Raw genomic sequence first — 23,172 nt, 5'->3', positions numbered from 1 at the left:
TAAACAACGCAAAAAGCGTTGCGCAAACCGCTTAACACTGGTTTTTAGTGCGTCAGATCTCTATAATCTCGCGCAACCATTTTCCCCCTCGAACATTATTTAAGCCGTATTACACAGGCTGGGACACTTCACATGAGCGAAAAATACGTCGTCACCTGGGACATGTTGCAGATTCACGCCCGCAAACTGGCCAGCCGTCTGCTGCCGGTTGAGCAATGGAAAGGCATTATTGCCGTTAGCCGCGGCGGACTGGTACCGGGAGCCTTACTGGCGCGTGAACTGGGCATTCGTCATGTTGATACCGTATGCATCTCCAGCTACGACCATGATAACCAGCGCGAGCTGAAAGTGCTGAAACGTGCGGAAGGCGATGGCGAAGGCTTTATCGTCATCGACGATCTGGTGGATACCGGCGGTACCGCCGTGGCGATCCGCGAAATGTATCCCAAAGCGCACTTTGTCACCATTTTCGCCAAGCCGGCAGGCCGCCCGCTGGTGGACGATTACGTTGTGGATATTCCGCAGGATACCTGGATTGAACAGCCGTGGGATATGGGCGTGGTGTTTGTACCGCCTATCGCAGGTCGTTAATTCTTCAGGACAGTGCTATTTACCACGCCCGGCTTGCCGGGCGTGGTTTTTTTTATCCTTTAGCAGGTTACAATATCCGGAGTGGCACTACGACGGAGACTGCACATGTCACAGGCTAACCTCAGCGAAACGCTGTTTAAACCTCGCTTCAAACATCCCGAAACTTCTACGCTGGTGCGTCGGTTTTCTGCCGGAAAACCCCAGGCGATGCAGTCGGCGCTGAGCGGCAATCACGTCGATCACTGGTACCGTCTGATCAACCGTTTGATGTGGATCTGGCGCGGCGTAACTCCGCAGGAGATCCTCGATGTGCAAGCGCGCATTGTGATGAGCGAGGCCGAACGAACCGATCCTGAGCTGTTCGATACCGTCATCGGCTATCGCGGCGGCAACTGGATCTTCGAGTGGGCGAAAGAAGCCATGCAGTGGCAGCAAAAGGCCGGGCAGGAAGCCGATCCTTTGCTGAGCGGCCGCCACTGGCTGCATGCCTCGAACCTGTATAGCATTGCCGCTTATCCGCATATTAAAGGCGATGAGCTGGCGGAACAGGCGCAGGCTTTAGCCAACCGGGCGTATGAAGAAGCCGCCCAGCGGCTGCCGGGCTCGCTGCGCGAGCTGGAGTTCACCATCCCTGGCGGCTCGCCGATAACCGGCTTTTTGCATATGCCGAAAGGCGAGGGGCCGTTTCCGACGGTGCTGATGTGCGGGGGGCTGGACTCGCTGCAGACCGATTATTACAACCTGTATGAGAACTACTTCTCACCGCTCGGCATTGCCATGCTGACCATTGATATGCCCTCCATCGGCTTCTCGTCAAAATGGACGCTAAATCAGGACACCAGCCTGCTGCATCAGCACGCGCTGCGCCATCTGGAAAATGTGCCGTGGATTGACCATACCCGGGTCGCCGCTTTCGGCTTCCGCTTTGGCGCCAATATCGCGGTGCGTCTGGGCTATCTGGAGCCGCAGCGGCTGAAGGCTGTAGCCTGTCTGGGCCCGGTCGTTCATGGTCTGCTGGTGGATCCCCTGCATCAGGGGCGCGTGCCGGAGATGTATCTTGACGTGCTGGCTTCGCGGCTGGGCATGCATGACGCCTCCGATGAAGCGCTACGCGTGGAGCTCAACCGCTATTCGTTAAAAACCCAGGGACTGCTGGGGCGCCGTTGCCCGACGCCGATGCTCTCCGGCTTCTGGAAGGACGATCCGTTCAGCCCCGAAGAGGAGTCGCGGTTAATCACCTCGTCATCTGCCGATGGCAAACTGCTGGAGATCCCGTTTAACCCGGTGTATCGCAATTTTGATCACGCATTGCGACAGATCGCCCGCTGGATCAATCATAGATTTGGTTAATTTATTGCTAAATTCTATTGGTTTGGTAAAACAGTTGCATCACTAAAGGAGATCGCAATGACGTTACCGAGTGGACACCTGAAAAGTAAGTTGATCAAGAAATTCACGGCGCTGGGGCCTTACATTCGCGAAGAGCAGTGCCATGACAACCGTTTCTTTTTCGATTGCCTGGCAGTTTGCGTCAATGTTAAGCCCGCACCGGAGAAGCGTGAATTCTGGGGCTGGTGGATGGAAATGGAAGCACAAGAGTCACGTTTCACCTACAGCTACCAGTTTGGCCTGTTCAATAAAGAAGGTTCATGGCAGGCGGTCGACATTGACGACCCGGAAGTGAGCGAGAGACTGGAAAAAACGCTGCGCGAGTTCCACGAGCGCGCGGCAGCGCTGCTGACCACCTTTAATCTGAAGCTGGAACCGGCCGACGATTTCAGCGAGCCGGTTCGCCTGCGGGCCTGATTGATCTACGGATACGATTTCTCCACGCCCGTGCGGCGTGGAGATGCGTGCCGCCATACCCGTAATTTCCACCCCACCATCTGACTCACCCTGCCTGCGGCGACAGCTTGCCGGCCATCGCCTGCTGGATAATCGGGATCGGAGTCAGTAAGTGCTCACGCATCAGCGCGCTGGCCTGTTCGGCGTCGCGCGCCAGAATAGCGTCCACCAGGGTCTGATGCTGGACATGCTTATCTTCCAGCATCTCCACCGACAGCACGGTGGTGCGCAGCCAGATGAAGCGGTAGCGCGCCGCCAGATCGAACAGCCGTTCGCGCATCTGCAGCAGATACTGCGAACCGCAGCCGGCGACGATGGCGGTGTGAAACGCCTGATGGCGCTGGTCCCATTCATCGAGTAGGTGCTCACTCGCTTCGCACGACTCCAGCTTGTTGAGCAGATGGGTGCGGGCCAGCAGCTCGGCTTCCCACTCGTCGCCGCCGCGTTCAATGGCGAGACGCACCAGCATGGCCTCCATGTTGGCGCGCGCGTCGAAGATATCGAGAAGCTCCTGTTCCGACATGGGCGCCACCCGATAGCCTTTCTGATTGACCACCGTTACCAGCCGCTCGGCCACCAGTTGCGAAAGCGCCTCGCGCAGCGGACCGACCCCCAGGCCATAGCGCGACGTCAGCAGGCTCATCCGCAGCTTCTCATCGGGGTGGTAAACCCCGCGGATGATGTCGTTTTTTAACCAACGGTATCCGTCAATGGCCGTCGCCTGGGGAATGGCGGTCATGTTCTTACTCCTGAATACTCTTCCCGGCGGGCGCCGGGAACAGGGTTAACGCGTATTTTGCAGCGGCAGTTTTTGCCACAATACCAGCTTTTTCCAGCGTGACATAATCGGTACCGTACAAATAATTCCCAGAGCTAACAGGCCGGTAGAGATCACCTCCAGCTGCTGCGCCGGACGAAACAGCATCACCACCAGCACGAAGGTGATAAAGGCGATCACCAGCCAGGTCAGGTATGGATAGAGCCACATTCTGAGACGGATCTCACCGCCTTGCGCCTGAAGGATTTTGCGCATCCGCAGTTGTGAAACGGCGATCACTAGATAGACCAGCAGGGCGATGGCGCCAGAGCTGTCGATGAGAAATTTAAACACCTTGGCGGGGGCATAGTAGTTCACCACTACGGTGAGGAACGCCGCGCCGGTGGAGAGCAGCACCGCCACGTATGGCGTTTTGCTGCGGTTGGTCCGGCCCATAATGGCCGGCGCATCGCCGCGACGGCTCAGGGAGTAGAGCATCCGCGAGGCGGTATACAGCGCCGAGTTCAGACAGCTGGTGACCGACAGGAGGATCACGCCGTCCATAATCAGCTTGGCATAGGGAATATGCAGCAGCTCGAGCACCGAGCGGTAGGAGCCGATGCTCTTCAGCCCCGGCATATTCCATGGGATGAGGGCGACGACGATAAAGATCGAGCACAGATAAAAAATAGAGATACGCCAGATCACCGAGTTGGTGGCGCGCACGATATGTTTATCCGGGGTATCCGATTCGGCGGCGGCGATGGTGACGATCTCCGCGCCCATAAACGAGAACATGGTGATCAGCATCGCGCTCAGCACCGCGCCGAAGCCGTTAGGCATAAAGCCGCCGTGATCCCACAGCCGCGAAATGCCGCTCACTTCGGCATAGGGATAAAAGCCGGTAATGGCGACCGCGCCCAGTACGATAAACGCCAGAATAGCGATCACTTTGCACAGCGCCAGCCAGAACTCGAATTCGCCGTAGTTCTTGACGCTCAGCAGGTTACTGCCGGTGAGGGCGAGAGTGATGACCAGGGAGAACAACCACACCGGGACGCCCGGCACCCACGAATGCAGAATAATCGCCGCGATATTGGCTTCCAGCGGAATAACCAGGACCCAGAACCACCAGTATAGCCAGCCGATGGTATACCCCGCCCAGCGGCCGATGGCTTTATCGGCGTAGGTGGAAAAGGAGCCGGTATCCGGCGTGGCGACCGCCATTTCGGCCAGCATACGCATAATCATCACCACCAGCAGCCCGGCAAACAGATAGGCCAGCAGCACCGCCGGGCCTGCCTCGGCAATGGCGACGCTGGAGCCGACAAATAAACTCGCGCCGATCACCCCGGCGATAGATAACATCGTGACGTGGCGCGACTTCAGCCCCGCCCCTAAATCCTGTGATTGCGACAGTTGCCCCATCATTTACCCTCTCGAAGTGTGTCACCTGGGAGAGCGCCCCGACGTTCCCGCGCCGGGGCACGCGTATTATTGTTGTTTTGCAGGTCTCGTCTTCATTCCCTTACGAACGTACTTCGCTTCCGCATGTGTTCTGTTCTATGCCTGTTTCGCCTCGCTAAAGCAGTCGGCGATGATCTTGAGCCCCTGCTCGATCTGCGCCTCTTCGATGGTCAGCGGCACCAGGATGCGCAGCACGTTGTAGTACGGCCCGCAGGAGAGCAGGATCAGGCCTTTGTCGCGGGCGCGGGCGACGATATCCGCCGTCAGCCTGGCGTTCGGCCTGCTGCGGTCGCCCTCTTCAAACAGCTCAATGGCGATCATCGCCCCCAGACCGCGCACGTCGCCGATCTCCGGATGATCTTCAGCGATCGCCAGCAGGCCCTGGCGCAGGGTGGTGCCGAGCTGGTTGGCTTTTTCCAGCAGATTCTCCTGCTCGAAAATCTGTAATACCGCCAGGGCGGCGGCGCAGGCGATGGGGTTGCCGGCGTAGGTGCCGCCCAGTCCGCCGGGGGCGATGGCGTCCATCACCTCTGCGCGGCCGGTGACGCCCGCCAGCGGGAAACCGCCGGCGATGGATTTGGCGAAGGTGGTGATATCCGCCGCGACGCCCATCTGCTCCATGGCGAACAGGGTACCGGTGCGGCCCGCGCCGCTCTGGACCTCATCGGCGATGAGCATAATGCCGTGCTCGTCGCACAGAGCGCGCAGGCGCTGCATAAAGGCCGGGGAGGCGGCATAGAACCCGCCTTCACCCTGCACTGGCTCAATAATGATGGCGGCGATATCTTCCGGCGCGGCATCGTTTTTGAAGATGCGATGGATGCTGGCGATCGCCTCGTCATCACTGACGCCGTGCAGCGCGCACGGGTAGAGGGCGCGATAGACATGGCCCGGCATTAAGCCCATACCGGCGGAGTAAGGATTCACTTTGCCGGTCAGCGACAGGGTGTAATGGGTGCGGCCGTGATAGGCGCCGGTGAAGGCGATAGCGCCGCTGCGCCCGGTTGCCGCGCGGGCGATCTTCACCGCGTTCTCCACCGCTTCCGACCCGGTGGTGACCAGCAGGGTTTTCTTGGCGAAATCACCGGGCACCTTTTGATTCATCTTTTCGCACAGCGCCAGATAAGGCTCATAGGCCAGCACCTGGAAGCAGGTATGCGACAGCTTTTTCAGCTGGTCTTCGACGGCGGCGACAATCTGCGGATGCAAGTGGCCGGTATTGAGCACCGCGATACCGCCGGCAAAATCGAGATATTCCCGGCCTTCCACGTCCCACACCCGGCAGTTCTCCGCGCGTTCGGCGAAGATAGGGTGGATCTGGCCGACGCCGCGCGGGACCGCGTCGCTGCGACGCGCCATCATTGCTCTATTGCTGTTCATCTGTCGCTCCTGTTAAAGGCCAATGCACATATATTTGATTTCTAAGTAATCTTCGATGCCGTACTTCGACCCTTCGCGGCCGAGGCCGGAGGCCTTAACGCCGCCGAACGGCGCGACTTCGGTGGAGATAATGCCGGTATTGATGCCGATGATGCCGTACTCCAGCGCTTCGCCGACGCGGAAGACGCGGCTCAGATCGCGGGCGTAGAAATAGGCGGCGAGACCGAACTCGGTATCGTTGGCCTGGGCAATGACGTCGGCTTCATCTTTAAAGCGGAACAGCGGGGCCAGCGGGCCGAAGGTCTCCTCTTTCGCCACTTTGGCGCTGTCGGGAACGTTGACCAGGATGGTCGGCTGGAAGAAGTTGCCGCCCAGGGCGTGCGGTTTGCCGCCGGTGACCACCTTCGCACCTTTGGCGATGGCATCGGCAATGTGTTCTTCAACTTTGGCCACGGCTTTCTCGTCGATCAGCGGGCCGGTGGTGACGCCGTCCTGCAGGCCGTCGCCAATGCGCAGTTTTTCCACCGCCTGCTGCAGCTTCTCGGCGAAACGGTCATACACCCCGTCCTGGACGTACAGGCGGTTGGCGCAGACGCAGGTCTGCCCGGCGTTGCGGAACTTCGACGCCAGCGCCCCCTCGACGGCTTTATCGAGGTCGGCATCGTCAAAGACGATAAACGGCGCGTTGCCGCCCAGCTCCAGGGAGACTTTTTTGATGTCTTTCGCGCACTGCTCCATCAGCTGGCGGCCAATCTCGGTAGAGCCGGTAAAGGAGAGCTTGCGCACCAGCGGGTTGCTGGTCAGTTCGCCGCCGACCGCGCCGGCGGAGCCGGTGACCACGTTGAATACTCCGGCGGGGATCCCGGCGCGATTCGCCAGTTCGGCCAGCGCCAGCGCGGAAAACGGCGTCTGGCTGGCCGGTTTCAGGACCATGGTGCAGCCGGCGGCCAGCGCCGGGCCCGCTTTGCGGGTGATCATCGCCGCCGGGAAGTTCCACGGCGTGATGGCGGCGGTAACGCCGATGGGCTGCTTAATCACCAGCAGGCGCTTGTCGGCCTGGTGGCCGGGAATGGTGTCGCCGTAGATGCGCTTACCTTCTTCGGCGAACCACTCAATAAAGGAGGCGGCGTAGCTGATTTCGCCTTTGGCTTCCGCCAACGGTTTTCCCTGCTCGAGGGTCATCAGGCGAGCGAGATCGTCCTGATTCTCCATCATAAGATCGAACCAGCGGCGCAGAATGTTCGCCCGCTCTTTGGCGGTCAGGGCGCGCCAGGCGGGTAGGGCGCGATTGGCGGCTTCAATCGCTTCGCGGGTTTCATCGGCGCCCATTTTCGGCACGCTGCCGAGCTGCTCGCCGTTGGCCGGGTTGGTGACCGCAATCACGTCGCCGTTGGGCGCATCGCGCCACTGGCCATCGATCATCGCCTGCTGGCGAAACAGTGTCATATCGTTGAGTTGCATAAACGCTTCCTGTCTTCAGGGTGGTTAACGGGTAAAAGCGGCGTGTAGTGTCTCCACGCTACGTGCCGCACGCAGCGTGCGTCCGGGATTGCTCTGGCTGGCCAGCAGGGTCTGCACCTTGCTGACGATATGCGCGCCGATCGGGATAGCGGAGGTGGCCGCTGGCGATGGCGCATTGCAGGTATGTATCGAACGCGCGGTGGTAACGAAGAGAAAATCGTCGATCAGCTTGCCCTGCGGCGACACGGCCTGCGCCCGCACGCCGGCCGGCCACGGGCGTAAATCGCTCAGCGTCAGGCTCGGGCAGTATTTTTGCACCAGCCGCAGATAGCCGCTTCTGCACAGCGAATTCTTCATTTCGCCCAGTCCGGAGCGCAGGTTGTTTTGCAGTACCCGGCGGATGCCGGGCGAGGTGAGGATCTCCAGGGTATCGGCCAGCGAGATATCGCGCTTGCGGTAGCCTTCGCGCTTCAGAGCCAGCACGGCGTTGGGGCCGACGGTGACGCTGCCGTCGATCATGCGGGTCAGGTGGACGCCGAGGAACGGCATCGCCGGATCGGGGATCGGATAGATCAAATGGTTGACGATCTGGTTGTGCTGCGGTGCCAGCTGGAAATACTCGCCGCGGAACGGACAAATGATAAACCCGGGGTCGACGCCGAGCATTTTTACCAGCCGATCGGCCATCAAGCCCGAACAGGCGATCAGCGTCGAGGCCTCATATTCTCCGCCCTGGCGGGTGCGGATCACCACGCCGCTGGCATGTTCTTTCAGGGCGCTGACTTCGGCGTTGTAGACGATCGTTCCGCCTTTCGCTTCGAAGTTCTTCGCCATTGCCGCCGCCACTTCGCGGTAGCTGACGATGCCGCTGGAAGGGACGAAGATCCCGCCGAGCCCGGTAATGTTCGGTTCGCGCTCGCGTAGCTCCCCGGCGCTTAGCCACTCGCGCTGCAGGCCGTTGGCGGCGGTGCGATCCCACAGGGCGCGCATCCGCTCCATCTCCAGCGGCGAGGTGGCGACCAGCATTTTGCCGCAGACGTCATAGCGGATGCCGTTCTGCTCGCAAAAGGCCTTGGTGGCGCGGTTGCCGGCGAGGCAAAACTGCGCCTTGAGGCTGCCGGGCGTGTAGTACACCCCGGCGTGGATCACGCCGCTGTTGTGGCCAGTCTGATGGCAGGCCGGGCCGGCCTCTTTTTCCAGCAGCGCAATGCGGGCGTCCGGGTAAATCTCAATTAACTGCATGGCGGTCGACATGCCGATGATGCCGCCGCCGATAATCACGAAATCATACATCCGCTCAATTCCTTCGCCTGAAAACCCTTATTGATGAGTCTGGTAATGATTCGTGGAATACGCAAAGTAGCCGCGCTGGCGCATCAGCTCGCGGCGCAGGTCCGGGTGCGGCGTAAAGCGGTCGCGGCCGTGCAGCCAGAACAGGTTGTTAATGAGCAGAAATTTGCCCACCGGCACCGGTATGGAAAGGATGTTTTTGCTGGTCTCCAGCGCGTCGGAAAGGCGGCTCAGCCAGGTGCCTTCTTCGAAATCTTTCGGCTGGACGAACTGGTCGATATAGCGCATTACCGGGCGGCCCAGCGAATCGACGTCGAACACCGGGTGGAAAACATCCTTGCTGACGTTTTTGCTCGGCGGCGCGGCCCAGCGCATTGGGCGGCGAGCCAGCGGGTCGCGGAAAAATTCGTCGAGATGCTCCCAGTCGTCGAGATGCAGCAGCAGGGAATTGCCGCCCTGCATGTTCTGCTCGTCGATCTTCATCATTAATACGTAGTCGGTTTGCTCTTCGACGTAGGTGCCGTCGTTGTGCAGCTCCATCACCCGGTGCGGTTGGCGCAGGTAGCTGTCTGAGTTATCGACATTTTTCACCACGAAGCGGGCGTAATACTGACCGCTCATGGCGTCGAAGTTGGAACGACCAATCAGGTGGGCGACGGCGGTGGCCAGCTTGACCATCTCCTCGGCCTGGCTGACGTGATCGATCCCTTCGCCGTTGATAAGCAGCGCGCCTTCCGCGCGATCGAGCAATGTTTTGATCAGCAACGGCTGCAGCTGATTGCCACACAGATCGTCGAGGATCTTGCCGACCTGGAAGCGTAAGAAAGATTTGTACTCCAGCGCCTGCACCGGCCACTGCGCGACCTGCTGCAGGAATTGCGTGGTCGTTTCGGCGGAAAAGGTGAGCTCCAGCAGGCGCGGCGACTGGGCGGAAGGGGTGAAAGAAAAGCCAGGGTATTGCTGGGCTACCGGCGCGGGTGTCGGTTTTACTGCGGTCAGGGCGTTCATCAGGATCGTTCCTCGCTGTAAGGTCAGGGTGATGTTCATTTCGTAGCCATAAATTAAAAATATCTACATTTTTATAAAATGCGTACGAAATGGCCTTTTTGTTTCCATTTTGTGATCTGACAACAATTATTTAACAATACGGGAGGGGGGATAAGGTGGTGGTGAAAGTTGCGGAACAGAGCGGGTGGCGGATAGCGCAAAATGGGGATAAGGCCGAGGGAAATCGTAATACCGGTCACAGTTTTTAATCTGCACAATATCCTTACCAGATGAAGGTGTTAATATTCAGCCGGTAAATACCTTTCAATGCTCACTGAGGCTTCGATGCTGGAGAATGTCATTATCAGATAATCAGTTTCCCGACCTGCCCAGGCCGGACTGATTATCGCTGCGCTTAAACCTTACGCACACACCTGCGGGTGTAGGCATGTTTTCGCACATGATAATGAACAGGTTTCAGTATGAATTTATCCCGTCAGGAACAACGGACCTTACACGTTCTCGCCAAAGGTGGCCGTATTGCGCACGTCCGCGATACCTCCGGCCGCATTACCGCCGTTGAATGTTACACCCGCGAAGGGCTGTTGCTGAGCGACTGCACCCTTGCGGTCTTCAAAAAGCTCAAAACCAAAAAGCTGATTAAGTCGGTGAACGGCCAGCCGTACCGGATCAACATTACCGGTTTGAATAACGTTCGCGCGCAAGCGGACAACCGCTGAAATAGCGACCCGGGCAGGGTCGCTGCCCGGGCGTATGGCTCTCAAGGAGAAAACCTCATGATCGATATCCCTCGCATTTTTACCATCAGTGAAAGCGAGCACCGTATCCATAACCCTTTTACCCCGGAAAAGTACGCCACGCTGGGACGGGCGCTGCGAATGGCGCCGGGCACCACCATTCTCGACCTCGGCAGCGGCTCCGGCGAGATGCTCTGTAGCTGGGCGCGCGATCATCAGATCGTCGGCACCGGCGTAGACATGAGCCTGCTGTTCAGTCAGCAGGCGGCCGCCCGGGCAGAGGAGCTCGGGGTAAGCGACCGGGTAACCTTTGTGCACCAGGATGCCAGCGGATATGTCGCCAGCCAGCCGTGCGATGTTGCCGCCTGCGTGGGGGCCACGTGGATCGGCGGCGGGGTGGCAGGCACAATCGAGCTGCTGAAGCAGAGCCTTACCCCAGGCGGCATGTTGCTTATCGGCGAGCCATGGTGGCGCAAACGTCCGGCCACGGCAGAAGAGGCGATTGCCTGCGGCGCGCAGTCACCCGATGACTTCCTGACGCTACCGGCGCTGGTCGCCCACTTTGGCGAACTGGGCTATGACGTGGTGGAGATGGTGCTGGCCGACCAGGAGGGCTGGGATCGTTATGAAGCGGCGAAATGGCTGACAATGCGCCGCTGGCTGGAGGCCAATCCGCACGATGACTTCGCACCGGAGGTTCGCCAGCAGTTGACCACTGCGCCGCTACACCACGTCACCTGGACCCGGGAATATCTCGGCTGGGGCGTGTTTGTCCTGATGGCGCGTTAACCGGTATGTCGGTAGCGTCAGGAGGCGCTACCGACCACCTTCAGACCTTCAGTTCGTCGTAGCTAACCATGACGTGCTGGCGAAAGGCGGGCCGTGCGGTTAGCCGTGCATAATACGCCGCAAGGTGGGGGAGGGGACGACGGGTGATATCGATTGCAAAGTAGCGGTACAGCACATGACCAAACTGGATATCGGCCAGGGTGAACGTATCGCCCACCAGATAGCGACTCCCGGCGAGACGTGCCTCGGCAATCGCCAGCTTTTGCTCCAGGGCCGTCACCGCCGCGGCGATGGCCTGCGGATCCCGCTCGGCGGCAGGCGTGCGCACCACGCGCCAGAACACCGGCGCCGTAAAGCCGAGGGCGATATTCTGCTTTGACCACTCGGCCCAGCGATCAACCTCAGTACGAGCCAGCAGGTCGCCCGGCCAGAAGGCGTCGTCGGCGTAGCGACTGGCTAAATAGCGAAGGATCGCGCCGGTTTCCCACAGCGGCGGATTATCGCCATCCTGCAGCACTGGCACCGTACGATTGGGATTGAGCTGATAAAACGCCTCGCTGTCGGTACCGCCATAGCGATGCCCCACGTCGAACCGGAGATAGTCCAGCCCAAGCTCGCCAACACACCACATCAGCGCCTGCACGTTAGAGGAGGTTTTTCGGCCCCAGATGGTCAGCATCGGGATCTCCAGAGAACAGGGAAAGAAGGAGCATAGCAGGTTGGGTTGAAAACGGGAGGGGGTACAAAAGAAATGAGCCACCTCGCCGCGCAGGGGGCGGACGCGCTGGTCAGATGTTCAAACCAGGGGCGTAGCTGAGCCAGCTATTCAGTGCACAGTATAAGAGGAAGAAGCAGAGGGCAGCAGTTTGCCCTCTGTTTACTTGAGTGGTCTTGTACTAATGTGTGGCGCTAAAAAACTCGCCAAATTTGACGGCCAGCCAGCCGACAGGCGTCGTGGCGCCGCCGACGATATTGGTGATCTCGGCCATCCCTTCCGGCACCGGAATATGCGAGTTCACCGCCGCCTGAGTGTATTCTTGCGAAATGTCCGTCCCGACATACAGGATGCAGGTCACGATCAGGGTTCCGGTTATGAACATGCGGAACATATTTCGTTTACAGAACGGCGTGACCATTGCCAGCAGGAACATTAAGGAAGCCAGATCGACAAAGGGCAGTACGCGGTTGCCGGGCAGAATGATAGACAGCACCACAGCCATAGGGATTAACAGCAGACCGGTCGCCAGTACCGAAGGTTCCCCGATCAGTAACGCCGTATCCATCCCGATGTAAAAATCGCGCCCCGGGAATTTAGCCTTCAGTTTTGCTTCAGCGGCATCACGGACAATCAACAATCCCTGCACCAGAATTTCAATCATTTTAGGCAGCAGCAGCATGGCGGCTGAAACCTTAATGGCCAGTGAAACGGCCGCGGAAACGTCATATCCCGCCAGGAAGGCCAACAGCAGTCCCAGTACGAACCCCAGGGTAAGAGGCTCGCCAAAAACGCCGAATTTTTTATTAATACTTTCCGGATCGAAATTGATTTTATTGATAAGCGGGATCTTATCAATGATGTAATTACAGGCAATGCCAAACGGCACGTAAGCTATACAGGTAAGATGGGGGAATGATATCCCTTTAAGATTATAGTTTTTTTGTAAATACGGCGCCGTTAAATCTGCCGCCAATAGCGTCAACACAAAAATAGCGAATGTAATACCGACCGAAAGCCAGTAATTTCCCGTTCCGGCATAGACCACAGACCCCATGATCAGGAAAATCCAGTAGTTAAAAATATCGATATTCACCGTTTTGGTTAATTTCAACAGAAGCATGGCCAGGTTGATGACGATAAAGCCCACCACGACGGGCAGCATCAGCGGCGAACCCCAGCCAATGGTCGATGCGGTAGGCCAACCGGTATCAACGACCGTTAACTGCAGGCCGATACGCTCAACCATCGCCTGCGATGCCGGGCCCAGGTTTGTCAGCAGCAGGCCAATCACCAGCCCCACCCCTTCAAAACCAATGCCTACCAGCATCCCTGCTTTAAATGCCGTACCGATTTTAACGCCAAAGCAAAGCGCGATAATAAAGAATATTACTGGCATCATTACTGATGCCCCCAGACTAATAATGCTGTTGATAATATCCATAATGATTCCTTAAAAGGCGGGCGAATTGGGCACGAGTAAACCCGTGCCCATTGGGCCCTGTTAATACCTTTAATGGTTCTTTTAATATTTAACTGAGTTTCTTTAAAAGGATCTCAGCGAAGAGTTTGGGCGAATTACTGAATGCGTCAATGGTACTCCCGGCAATATGCGGCGTAATGGTCACGTTATTCAGAGTATAGAATGCACTGTCGTCTGGAAGCGGCTCGTCATCAAAGGTATCAAGCGCGGCGCCCATGATTTGCCCGGATCTGAGCGCATCAATCATCTCTTTTTCATTGATTAACCCGGAGCGTGCCGTGTTAACAATGATGGCACTGCGCTTCATCAGCGCGAAATGGTGTGCGTTAATCAGATTTTCGGTTTCCGGCGTCAGGCGAGCATGTAACGAGATAACGTCGGCGCGTTGTACCAGTTCGTCCAGAGAATCGACTTTCTCATAACGTTCATGGCCTGCAACGTACTTATCGTAAAAGATAATCTCCGTGCCAAAGCCGCTGAGAAATCCCGCGACCAGTTGGGCAATATGACCGAGGCCAACCAGCCCCACGACTTTTCCGCCAAGCTCAGGGATTGCCTGATGGTTCGGGCTGTCTTTACGCCAGTATTTGTCACGCAGGGCATCGTGTGAACGGGCGATATTGCGCATTTCCGCCAGGATCATGCCGACCGTGAATTCGGCGACGCTGCGAGCGTTACGCCCCGGGGTGTTCATCACCTCAACGCCCCGGGCGTTCGCCACCTGAAGATTCACGTTTTCCACGCCACCGCGGAGCACGCCTACATATTTCAGCTTTGGTAGTTTATCGAACACCGCAGTATTGACGGGGGCAAACTGAGTGATCAGGATGTCAATATCATCCGTTCCCTGAAGCAGCGCTTCCGGTAAGGCCACGGCTTCTGCCCCTTCCTGTTCAACCCGCAGATTATCTTCCTGAAGTTTCTCAACGGAGTCATGTGACCACTCGCGTACTTCTACTTCAATCCCGTTATCCCTGAGCGCTTTCAGTCCTGATTCCATCATCGCTGCATTGATAAACAGATCGGCAATTGCCAGACATTTCATAATGATTCTCCCTAGATTAACGCATCAACATACCGCCGGTAACGTCCAGAGTTGCTCCCGTCATATAGCTGGTCTTAGGAGAAACCATGAAGACACCGATGTCGGCAATTTCTTGCGGCTGGGCCACGCGGCCCACCGGAATACGACTGACGTAATAGTCAGGGTTTTGCTCAATGTTCTTACGGATCATCGCAGTATCCATGATCCCGACGGCGATATTGTTCACATTGATTTTTTGTTTGGCGACTTCCCGCGCCAGAGAGATAGCAAAGGCGACCAGGCCGGCCTTACTTGCCGCGTAGTGCGCATGTCCCGTCGTGGAGCCGTGGAACGCGGCCTGCGAGGTAATATTCAGAATGCTGCCCATCTGGTCATGCTGCAGGCAGTGATTTACAAACAGCTGGCTGAGATGGAAGATGGCTTTCAGATTGACATTCATCACCAGATCCCAGTCCTGCGGGCTGATCTCGGTGACGTAGCCGCTCAGCCAGATCCCGGCGTTATTCACCAGAATGTCGGCTTTGCCCAGTCTGTCGATACAGGTGGCAAACAGATTTTCCCGGCTCTGCTCGTCAGAGAGATCGGTTTTGACCGCAATAATCTCTACGTTCGCGCTGGCCTTCACCGTTTCGATCAGCCGTTCGGGATGCTCTTCCTCACGCATATAGGTAAAGCAGATATTGACGCCTTCTTTGGCGAGAGAAAGAACAAACTCTCTCCCCAGGCCGGTTGCGCCGCCTGTCACGATGGCCGTACGATTCGTTAAATTCAGATCCATTTTTTCCTCACTTAGTGCGCGATGTAGTTGCTGCAGCTTTTCCACGGCGACTGCATTTCTGATAACAGGTTTTTATAAAGCTGGTATTTGGTCTGGTAGACCCGGTGGTTTTCCGGATTAGGGGAGACGGTGCGTGAGACATGGACCATGTCGTTTGAGGCAGCAAATACCTCCGCAAACCAGCCCACCATAACGGCGGCGGTCATCGCGGTACCCAGGGTCCCGTGCTCTTTGACGTCAACGATTTCCAGCGTGGCCTGGAAGATATCGGCGAATATCTGCAGCCAGACCGGGGAGTTCGTGACGCCGCCAGCAATACGAATAGTGCGGCTTAGCTTCGGGTTAATATTGCGTAAGCGCTCGGTGTGGTAGAGATGGCTGAAGGCCACGCCCTCATAAATCGCCCGCAGAAAATGGGCTTTTTTATGGAAGCTGTTGACACCGATAAAGCCGGCCGAGGCGTCGGGAATGGTATTAGAGCCAAACACGAACGGAAAGAACAACAGGTGGCTTTCATCCGGCGTCGTTGACGAAACCAGCTTATTACACAGGTCATAGACCGACGATCCTTGTTCGGCGGAGGTTTTCCGATCGCTCTCCATAAAGTTGTTAATAAACCACTCCAGGTTGCTCGCGGAGGTGGGGCTGGCCTCGGTGATGAGCCATTTACCCTCAATGGGATAAATGGAGGTCATAAACAGATCTTTATCAATAACCGGGTGGTCGGTAACGTATTCGTTTATGCTCCAGGTGCCGGTGACGATCGCCATCTTATCGAGACTGTTAATCCCCGAGGCAATGGAAGAGGCCGAGATATCAAACACCCCGCCAGAAACCGGCGTACCTGCGCATAAACCGGTCAGACGGGCCACGTCGTCAGTGATTTTTCCGCAGCATTCTGTTGAGCGTTTGATGGGGGGCAATTTGTCCCGCAGTTCATCAAGTCCCCACCACGCCAGTAGTTCATCGTCATACTTGCAGTCACGTACGTTGATCAGGTTGGTCCCTGAGATATCGGTCAGCTCAAGAAAAGCCTCTCCGGTCAGGTAAAAACGGATCAGGTCCTTGACCATAAAAATATAACGCGCTTTTTGCAGCGTCTCGGGCTCGAAATCCTTCAGCCATGCCAGCAGGGCGACAGGTTGTCCGGCCCAGATGGACTGCATCGTTTTTGGCAAAATGTCGGTAAGGAATTCTGGTGAGCGTTGCCATCTCTCAACGTACTCTTTTGCCCGGCTATCGGTGGATATAATGCCGTTACGCACCGGGTGACCTTCTTCGTCGACCAGATACAGACCGTTACCATGACCGGTGACGGCCACTCCTTTTATCTGGCTGGCGTCGATACCTGATTGCTCAATCGCTTTTTTAATCACTTCGACATTCGCGGCCCACAGCTCATCGATACTGCGCTCTGTGTTGAATTCCCGAGGTGTCAGCATCTGCGTGGATTTTGAGGCGATGGCGAGCACCTGTCCTTTACGGTCATAGATGGCTGCCTTGGTGACGGTTCCACCATTGTCGATGCCCATGACGTATTCATCTTTCATTCGCGTGGACTCCTTATTGGTTACCATAAGCCGGGCTCGCTGGTGGTTATCCCTTTAAATCCGGCATGGAATATTTTATCTACAAGGTATTTGCGCTTAACAAAGCCTCCGGCGATGAATACCACATCAAAGCCTTTCAAATTTCGGCTAATCAACTCCAGACACTGGCAGGCATATTCAGCAGGTAAGATTTCAATTGCGTCCGGTGGACTGTGTTTAACAATATCGAGCGACTGATCAAGCGATCGCGAATCGATAAGTAAAACCCGATATACGGTCAGCAATCCCTCTTTTTTGGCGTAGCGTAGCGCGGAGAGATTGGAAGAAATAACACCATCAACCTTGTAATAATTTTTCAGCAGATTGATCCCCGCCTGATCCGGTTTAAAGCCGCCCAGTAATTCAAGGTGAACGAGGACCTTCTTACCGCTTTGATGGCATTTGCCAATCAGCGACTGCAGATTGCCGATATTCGCTTCGGATAGCAGCACATATTCTGACTGGCAGGATAATGCTTTCTCAAAGTATTTATACTTCCTGATGGAAGGGATGATGGTGTTATTTGAAATCATATTAATTTCCGATGTTATTTAGCCATGTAGAGGCTGTATGCATCTTCCGCTGTTGCGTTTTCATGGATGATGGCATTCAGACCTGCTACCACTTTCGCCGGCTGCGGATCCTGGGTAATGTTTCGTCCCACAGCCACGCCTTTCGCACCCATCTGCATACAGTGCTGAACAAATTTGAAGTAACCGTCGATGCCGGTTTTTGGCCCTCCTAAGGCAAGCACCGGCACGCCAGCAGCTTCAACGATCAGTCGGTCCTCTGGTGAACCGGTAAAACGCGTTTTGATGACGTCCGCGCCCAGCTCCACCGCTGCGCGGGCCGATGCAGCGATGATGGCCGGATTGTTAGAGTCATCGCTGGTGACGGGATAACCATACGGGAGCGATTCGACAATCAGCGGTACATTCCAGCGATCCGCTGCCTGTGCGAGTTGCATCGCCATAATGTGGGTTTTTTCTTCATTGAAGGCGCCGGGGAAGGTCATGCAGACCACGCCCTCGGCAGCGACTTTAAGCGCATCTTCGACGGAAAAAACGGGGGTAGTATCGGGAACGGTATTGTCAAAGATACTGACCGTGCTGTCGACGCGTAACACAACGGGAACGCTGTTCAATGCTTCCCGATAATTCTTCAACATGCCGTACGTGACGAGCGCGCAATCCAGGCCGTGTTCCACCAGAGCAGGGAGCTGATTTATCGTATTATCAATACCATTTGTTTTCGTGGAAAAATAGTAGCCATCCAGCGCTAAGGTCACGGATTTACCGTCTTTTGCGAATATTCTTGAGAGACGACGTTCTTTAGACATTTATTTACTCCTGAGATAAAAAAAACAAAAAAAAAGCCCTCAGAGACTCGCGTCTCTGAGGGCTTTCTGTTCACATACCCTTTTGATAATGGTTCAGGGATCCAAAGCATTATCAATGCAATTTTTTAGCAAAGTGAGAAAGGTTTAACTTTTGTTTAAATTAAATCTGTTCTCTTGCGTGATTAAATAACTAACACACGCGATAACTTATTGTCCAGTTGGTATCGTTGAAATGAGAGATTCATCACATCAATATGTTGTATTACCTGAGAAGTGCCGGGTTAAATACAGAAATCGACCCCTTAAAAACCAGGCAATAACGCATCCGGACAAGGGGGAGAACGCCAGGCGTTTATTTCATCTGCATGAAGAACGCATCCATGCATGCTCCAGCCTGCAGGTCGTCATCCCCAAACGCGTATTTATTCCTGTCCGGATGGCGTACAAAAACGCTATAGCAATGTTGTCGGCATGGCGGTCTGTCCCCGGGATGATTTCCTCCTGCCGCCCGGGCAAATTACTCGTCCGCTTTGTGCGCCCAGGCAGGCATCGCCGTCAGGTAACGTTTTGCCCGTTTCCGTGATTCCGCTACGCCCACCTTTTGCCAGGCGTCGAGAAAAGCCGCCAGACCGGATACGGCCTCTTCCCAGGATTTCAGATTACCGTCGCTGTCGCTGCAATACGCGCAATATTTATCGCTGGCCCCTTGCGCATCGGGTGCGGACATCGGCATTCCGCAGGCCTGGCAAAACCTTTCGTGCTGTGTCATAGAGCGCTCCTCCTGTCGTTTGGTTGTCTACTAAACATACAGAATTTACGCATGGCGCTTAGCGTTTCAGATCAATAGATCCTGCCGTAACCGTTGTTGGGGATCTTCTGCCGGGGAGTGCGGGAGGGATAACGGGAACTTACTCCGTATCGCGCAGCTATCGCCTCCCTTATTTCTTATTGATGCAACGGTTGATCGCAGGCCGCGAGTATGGATTCATGCATCGCTTCGGAAAGTGTCGGATGCGCAAAGATCATCGACAGGAGACTTTCGTCTGTGGCCTCCAGGTGACGGGCGATGCCAAAGCCCTGGATCTGTTCCGTGACCAGTGCGCCAACCATATGCGCGCCCAGCAACTCGCCGGTTTCAGCATCGAAAATCGTCTTCACAAAACCCTCTGTCTCGCCGCTGGCCAGCGCCTTACCATTGCTCTGATAAGAGAACTTACCGATCCTGACGGGCCGTCCCCTGGCCAGGGCCGTCGATTCCGTCAGGCCCAGACTGGCAACCTGGGGCCGGGCATAAGTGCAACCAGGCACATAGTCGCGATCGAGAGGGTGGGCGCCTTCGACACCGGCCAGTGTCTCAACGCAGATCACGCCTTCGTGGCTGGCCTTGTGCGCCAGGCACGGCGGGCCGGCTACATCGCCGATGGCATAAAGCCCGAATACGTTAGTGCGACAAGCCGCGTCCGTCTTGATAAAACCGCGGTCTAACTCGACGCCCAGTGCTTCCAGCCCCAGATCTTCAATATTCGGCTGTACGCCAACCGCCAGCAGCACACGTTCGACATCCTGAGAATATTCGCCGCCGGTGTTGTTTAGTGTGCAGCGCACCCCGGTATCGGTGAGCTGTACTTGCGTCACCAGGGTTTGGGTATGGATCTGAATACCGCGTTTTTCGAATGACTTACGCACTGCTGCAGACACCTCGGCATCTTCCACTGGCAAAATCTGCGACGCTAGCTCGACCAGCGTCACTTTACAGCCCAGATCGTTATAAAGGCTGGCGAACTCGACGCCAATCGCCCCTGAACCGATGATTAAGAGCGACTTGGGCAATAGCTTAGGCCGCAGCGCCTCGAAATAGGTCCAGATATGTTCGCCATCTGGCGCTATGCCTGGCAATGCGCGTGGTCGGGCGCCGGTTGCCAGGATCACATGATCGGCCCGGTAATCGCGCGCCTCCCCTTGGGCATCCTCGACCGTGATTTGCCCCTTGCCACGCAGCCGCGCGGTGCCATCAATGACCTGCACGCCATTTTTCTTCAACAGGTACGCAACCCCAGCGGTGAGCTGTTGCGATACGGTACGGCTAAACTGCACCAGTTTCTGCAGATCGACGTTCACCTCACCCACGCTGATGCCCAGCTGACTGGCATGGGTGATAGTGTGCGCAACCTCAGCGCCATGCAGCAGCGCCTTGGTTGGAATGCATCCCCAGTTCAGGCAGATGCCGCCCAGATGTTGTTTTTCAACTAATGCGGTACGAAGCCCTAGCTGGCCGGCACGGATGGCGGCAACGTATCCCCCTGGACCCCCGCCGATGATCAGCACATCGTATTTATCGTGCATAGCTCGTCTCCTGGATAAACATCAAGGTCGGGGTTTCAATCAGTCGCTTGAGTTCCCGGAGAAAAGCCGCACCTGCCGCGCCATCGATGACCCGGTGATCGCAGGATAGCGATACCGTCATTTGCTGGCGCGCGACGATTTGCCCGTCGCGTACTACCGCCCGGACCTCGCCGGCGCCAATGGCGAGGATTGCGCTTTGCGGTGGATTGATGATGGCGTCAAACTGCCGGACGCCGAGCATCCCCAGATTTGACAGGCTAAAGGTCCCGCCCTGGAACTCTTCCCGCTTCAGCGTGCCCGCTTTGGCTCTGGTCACCAGCGAGTGAATTTCGTTCGATATGTCGCTGATCGATTTCCGGTTCGCCGAGCGAACAATAGGGGTAATTAGCCCGGCAGGCAGCGCAACGGCCACCGAAATGTCGGCATCCGTAAAGCGGCGGATACTTTGTGCCGCTTCATCAAACTGGATATTGACGTCAGGCACGGCCACCAGCGCCAGGGCGCAGGCCTTCACCAGCAGGTCATTCACCGAAATCTTGACGCCGGGTACTTCGCGGTTAATGTCCTGACGTAACGCTAACAGTCGCTCCAGATCGAGATCGACGCTCAAACGGAAATGGGGAGACTGTTGCTTGGACGTTTGCAGGCGAGAAGCGATAGCCCGCCGCATACCGGACATCGGAATGCTCTCAAAGGGGGCCGGGGCACTCTCCTGCACAGGACTGGTCTGCGGGTGCTCGTCGAGTAACAACGCCGCGGCCAGCACATCATCGCGACTTACCCGACCGCGTGAACCGCTGCTTCGGCAGTCATGCAAGTTGATACCCAGTTTGCCGGCCAGGCGGCGCGCCAGCGGGGTGGCCGATACCTGGCTGTCATCGGCATGCGAGCGGGGCGCTTTGCTGCGACGAACGGGGGGCGTCGGAGAGGCCAGGCGACCGCCGGCGGCAACGATCGCGCTTTCCAGATCAGAAACAGAGATACGATCCCCGCGCCCGCTGCCGCGGACTTTTTTCAGGTCGACACCCCAGCGGGCAGACAGTCGTAACGCATGGGGCGTGGCATTAACCTGAGTCACATCGGTCACACCTTGCAGACTGACGGGGATGACGGTCTGCCCAACAGGGGGCTCGGGGCTGTTGGATGGCGGCGAAACAACGGAAGCTGGCTTAGCGCCTGCCTGTGCCGCTACGTCCGGCGCGGCAGCCTCCGGGCCTGGGGCTGCGGGTTTCGCCGTCGCCAGGCGGGCAACAAATTCGTCCAGTTCAGCATCGCTGACCGACGCGTCAGCCGCCAGGGCCAGCACGGCGCCTACCTGAAGCGTCTCACCCTCGCGGGCGAGCATCCGACGTAACGTACCGGCAAAGGGGGCCTCCAGCACATTGACGATTTTACTGGTTTCAATCTCACAGATTTCCTGCCCTCTGGTGAAATCGTCACCCTCCTGGATTGCCCATCGAGCGAGCAAGCCTTCCTCCATGGAAAGCCCCCACTTTGGCATTTCAAGCGTCTTGATTTCGCTCATAGGTTAATCCTCCAGCACTTGACGGACGGCGGCTTCGATACGTTCAACGCCAGGGATCCAGAGTTTTTCGAGAGCTGGGGAGAACGGGACCGGCGTGTGTGGCGGCGTCACCAGCAGAACGGGCGCTTTGAGGAAATGGAATGCCTGGGACGCAATCAGCGCCGCGACATCATGAGCAAAACCGAAGCGTGCAGCGGATTCGTCGACAATCACGACCCGCCCCGTGGACGCCACCGATTCCAGAATCCCTTCCTCATCCAGCGGCGAAATGGTTCGCGGGTCGACTACCTCGACCGAGATCCCCTCTTTGGCCAGCTTGTCCGCCACCTGGTTGGCTTTATGCACCATTGCCGACAGCGCAATGATGGTGACGTCCTCTCCTTCGCGGGTATAGTTGGCTACACCTAGCGGGATGGTATAGCTCTCGTCCGGTACCTCGCCCTTGAGGTCGTACAGCATTTTATGCTCGCAGAATACCACCGGGTCGTCGTCGCGAATGGACTGGATTAATAGACCCTTGACGTCATAAGGCGTCGAGGGCACCACCACCTTCAGTCCAGGCGTGGTGGCAAAGATATTATAGGGTGACTGTGAATGCTGGGCTGCGGCGGAAAACCCCGCGCCGATCATCCCTCGCATTACCAGCGGAGCTCTGGCTTTGCCACCAAACATGTAGCGGAACTTAGCCGCCTGGTTGTACAGTGCATCGTGGCTCACGCCAAAAAAATCCATGAACATCAATTCCGCGACCGGCCGCAAACCCGTCGCTGCGGCGCCGGCCGCCATACCGATGATGGCCGACTCGGTAATGGGCGTGTCGATCACCCGATCGGAGCCGAACTGCGTCCACAGCCCTTTAGTGACACCCAGCACACCGCCAAAGGCTTCTATTTTAGCCTCTTCGGGCGCATTTCCGCCATGACCGCCACGCAAGTCTTCACCGATGAGCACCACGCGTTCATCGCGTTCCATTTCCTGAGCCAGGGCTTCCTTGACCGCTTCACGATAGGTTTTTATTGTCATGGTTATC

Annotated in this window: 22 protein-coding genes; 5 read left to right on the top strand and 17 right to left on the bottom strand. The window is 56.8% G+C overall.

Going from position 1 to position 23,172, the window contains the following annotated elements; all coding sequences use genetic code 11:
* The first annotated feature begins 132 nt into the window (after positions 1-132).
* From gpt to crl, 3 genes are all read left to right on the top strand, one after another.
* Positions 133-591 (top strand): xanthine phosphoribosyltransferase, encoded by a 459-nt coding sequence (gene gpt / locus KB890_RS09385; protein ID WP_002889733.1) that lies wholly within the window; start codon positions 133-135, stop codon positions 589-591.
* A gap of 105 nt (positions 592-696) precedes the next feature.
* Entirely contained in the window at positions 697-1,941 is a 1,245-nt protein-coding gene (gene frsA, locus KB890_RS09380) for an esterase FrsA (protein WP_002889742.1), read from the top strand.
* Between the two features lie 57 nt (positions 1,942-1,998).
* Entirely contained in the window at positions 1,999-2,397 is a 399-nt protein-coding gene (gene crl, locus KB890_RS09375) for a sigma factor-binding protein Crl (protein WP_004178681.1), read from the top strand.
* Positions 2,398-2,482: 85 nt separating this feature from the next.
* Here crl and csiR read toward each other — a convergent pair whose 3' ends face one another.
* The 6 genes from csiR to glaH all read right to left on the bottom strand — a co-directional run bounded on the left by csiR (position 2,483) and on the right by glaH (position 9,799).
* A complete protein-coding gene (csiR, locus tag KB890_RS09370) occupies positions 2,483-3,175 on the bottom strand; it encodes a DNA-binding transcriptional regulator CsiR (protein ID WP_004177331.1) in 693 nt (230 codons plus the stop codon).
* A 45-nt stretch (positions 3,176-3,220) separates the two neighbouring features.
* Positions 3,221-4,621, bottom strand: coding sequence for a GABA permease (gabP, locus tag KB890_RS09365; protein WP_002889795.1), 1,401 nt, complete (start codon positions 4,619-4,621; stop codon positions 3,221-3,223).
* A gap of 135 nt (positions 4,622-4,756) precedes the next feature.
* Positions 4,757-6,040, bottom strand: a complete 1,284-nt coding sequence (gene gabT, locus KB890_RS09360) for a 4-aminobutyrate--2-oxoglutarate transaminase (protein WP_004178682.1) — start codon at positions 6,038-6,040, stop codon at positions 4,757-4,759.
* 12 nt (positions 6,041-6,052) lie between these two features.
* Positions 6,053-7,501 carry an NADP-dependent succinate-semialdehyde dehydrogenase gene (gene gabD / locus KB890_RS09355; protein ID WP_004178683.1) on the bottom strand — a complete coding sequence of 483 codons (1,449 nt, stop codon included), beginning with the start codon at positions 7,499-7,501 and terminating at the stop codon, positions 6,053-6,055.
* Between the two features lie 24 nt (positions 7,502-7,525).
* Complete coding sequence (gene lhgO / locus KB890_RS09350; RefSeq protein WP_004178684.1) at positions 7,526-8,794, bottom strand: L-2-hydroxyglutarate oxidase; 1,269 nt, start codon at positions 8,792-8,794, stop codon at positions 7,526-7,528.
* A gap of 27 nt (positions 8,795-8,821) precedes the next feature.
* Positions 8,822-9,799, bottom strand: a complete 978-nt coding sequence (glaH, locus tag KB890_RS09345) for a glutarate dioxygenase GlaH (RefSeq protein WP_002889847.1) — start codon at positions 9,797-9,799, stop codon at positions 8,822-8,824.
* A 461-nt stretch (positions 9,800-10,260) separates the two neighbouring features.
* On the opposite strand from glaH, the gene KB890_RS09340 reads away from it, so the two are divergent.
* Entirely contained in the window at positions 10,261-10,518 is a 258-nt protein-coding gene (locus KB890_RS09340; protein ID WP_004178686.1) for a YjhX family toxin, read from the top strand.
* Positions 10,519-10,575: 57 nt separating this feature from the next.
* On the top strand, positions 10,576-11,325 hold the full coding sequence (locus tag KB890_RS09335; RefSeq protein WP_002889849.1) for an SAM-dependent methyltransferase: 750 nt from the start codon (positions 10,576-10,578) through the stop codon (positions 11,323-11,325).
* Positions 11,326-11,365: 40 nt separating this feature from the next.
* On the opposite strand, the gene KB890_RS09330 is transcribed toward KB890_RS09335, so the two are convergent.
* The 11 genes from KB890_RS09330 to KB890_RS09280 form a co-directional block, all read right to left on the bottom strand.
* Positions 11,366-12,004: a glutathione S-transferase family protein gene (locus KB890_RS09330; protein ID WP_004178687.1), complete on the bottom strand. Its 639-nt coding sequence runs from the start codon at positions 12,002-12,004 to the stop codon at positions 11,366-11,368.
* Positions 12,005-12,221: 217 nt separating this feature from the next.
* Entirely contained in the window at positions 12,222-13,484 is a 1,263-nt protein-coding gene (locus KB890_RS09325) for a PTS galactitol transporter subunit IIC (protein ID WP_004178688.1), read from the bottom strand.
* Between the two features lie 88 nt (positions 13,485-13,572).
* On the bottom strand, positions 13,573-14,568 hold the full coding sequence (locus KB890_RS09320; RefSeq protein WP_002889854.1) for a 2-hydroxyacid dehydrogenase: 996 nt from the start codon (positions 14,566-14,568) through the stop codon (positions 13,573-13,575).
* A 16-nt stretch (positions 14,569-14,584) separates the two neighbouring features.
* A complete protein-coding gene (locus KB890_RS09315) occupies positions 14,585-15,346 on the bottom strand; it encodes an SDR family NAD(P)-dependent oxidoreductase (RefSeq protein ID WP_004177323.1) in 762 nt (253 codons plus the stop codon).
* A gap of 11 nt (positions 15,347-15,357) precedes the next feature.
* Positions 15,358-16,896, bottom strand: coding sequence for an FGGY-family carbohydrate kinase (locus tag KB890_RS09310; protein ID WP_004178689.1), 1,539 nt, complete (start codon positions 16,894-16,896; stop codon positions 15,358-15,360).
* 20 nt (positions 16,897-16,916) lie between these two features.
* Positions 16,917-17,468 (bottom strand): glycerol-3-phosphate responsive antiterminator, encoded by a 552-nt coding sequence (locus KB890_RS09305; RefSeq protein WP_002889866.1) that lies wholly within the window; start codon positions 17,466-17,468, stop codon positions 16,917-16,919.
* Positions 17,469-17,482: 14 nt separating this feature from the next.
* Positions 17,483-18,274 (bottom strand): class I fructose-bisphosphate aldolase, encoded by a 792-nt coding sequence (locus KB890_RS09300; protein ID WP_002889868.1) that lies wholly within the window; start codon positions 18,272-18,274, stop codon positions 17,483-17,485.
* Positions 18,275-18,791: 517 nt separating this feature from the next.
* Positions 18,792-19,043 carry a zinc ribbon domain-containing protein gene (locus KB890_RS09295; RefSeq protein WP_002889874.1) on the bottom strand — a complete coding sequence of 84 codons (252 nt, stop codon included), beginning with the start codon at positions 19,041-19,043 and terminating at the stop codon, positions 18,792-18,794.
* A 176-nt stretch (positions 19,044-19,219) separates the two neighbouring features.
* Positions 19,220-20,617 carry a dihydrolipoyl dehydrogenase gene (gene lpdA, locus KB890_RS09290; RefSeq protein WP_004178690.1) on the bottom strand — a complete coding sequence of 466 codons (1,398 nt, stop codon included), beginning with the start codon at positions 20,615-20,617 and terminating at the stop codon, positions 19,220-19,222.
* Entirely contained in the window at positions 20,607-22,142 is a 1,536-nt protein-coding gene (locus tag KB890_RS09285; RefSeq protein ID WP_004178691.1) for a 2-oxo acid dehydrogenase subunit E2, read from the bottom strand. Before KB890_RS09285 ends, lpdA begins: the two co-directional genes overlap by 11 nt.
* Before the next feature lie 3 nt (positions 22,143-22,145).
* On the bottom strand, positions 22,146-23,165 hold the full coding sequence (locus KB890_RS09280) for an alpha-ketoacid dehydrogenase subunit beta (RefSeq protein WP_004178692.1): 1,020 nt from the start codon (positions 23,163-23,165) through the stop codon (positions 22,146-22,148).
* Between the last annotated feature and the right edge of the window lie 7 nt (positions 23,166-23,172).

Source organism: Klebsiella sp. P1954 (assembly GCF_018199955.1).
Taxonomy (GTDB): Bacteria; Pseudomonadota; Gammaproteobacteria; order Enterobacterales; family Enterobacteriaceae; genus Klebsiella; species Klebsiella pneumoniae.
This window is presented reverse-complemented; position numbering and strand designations above follow the sequence as displayed.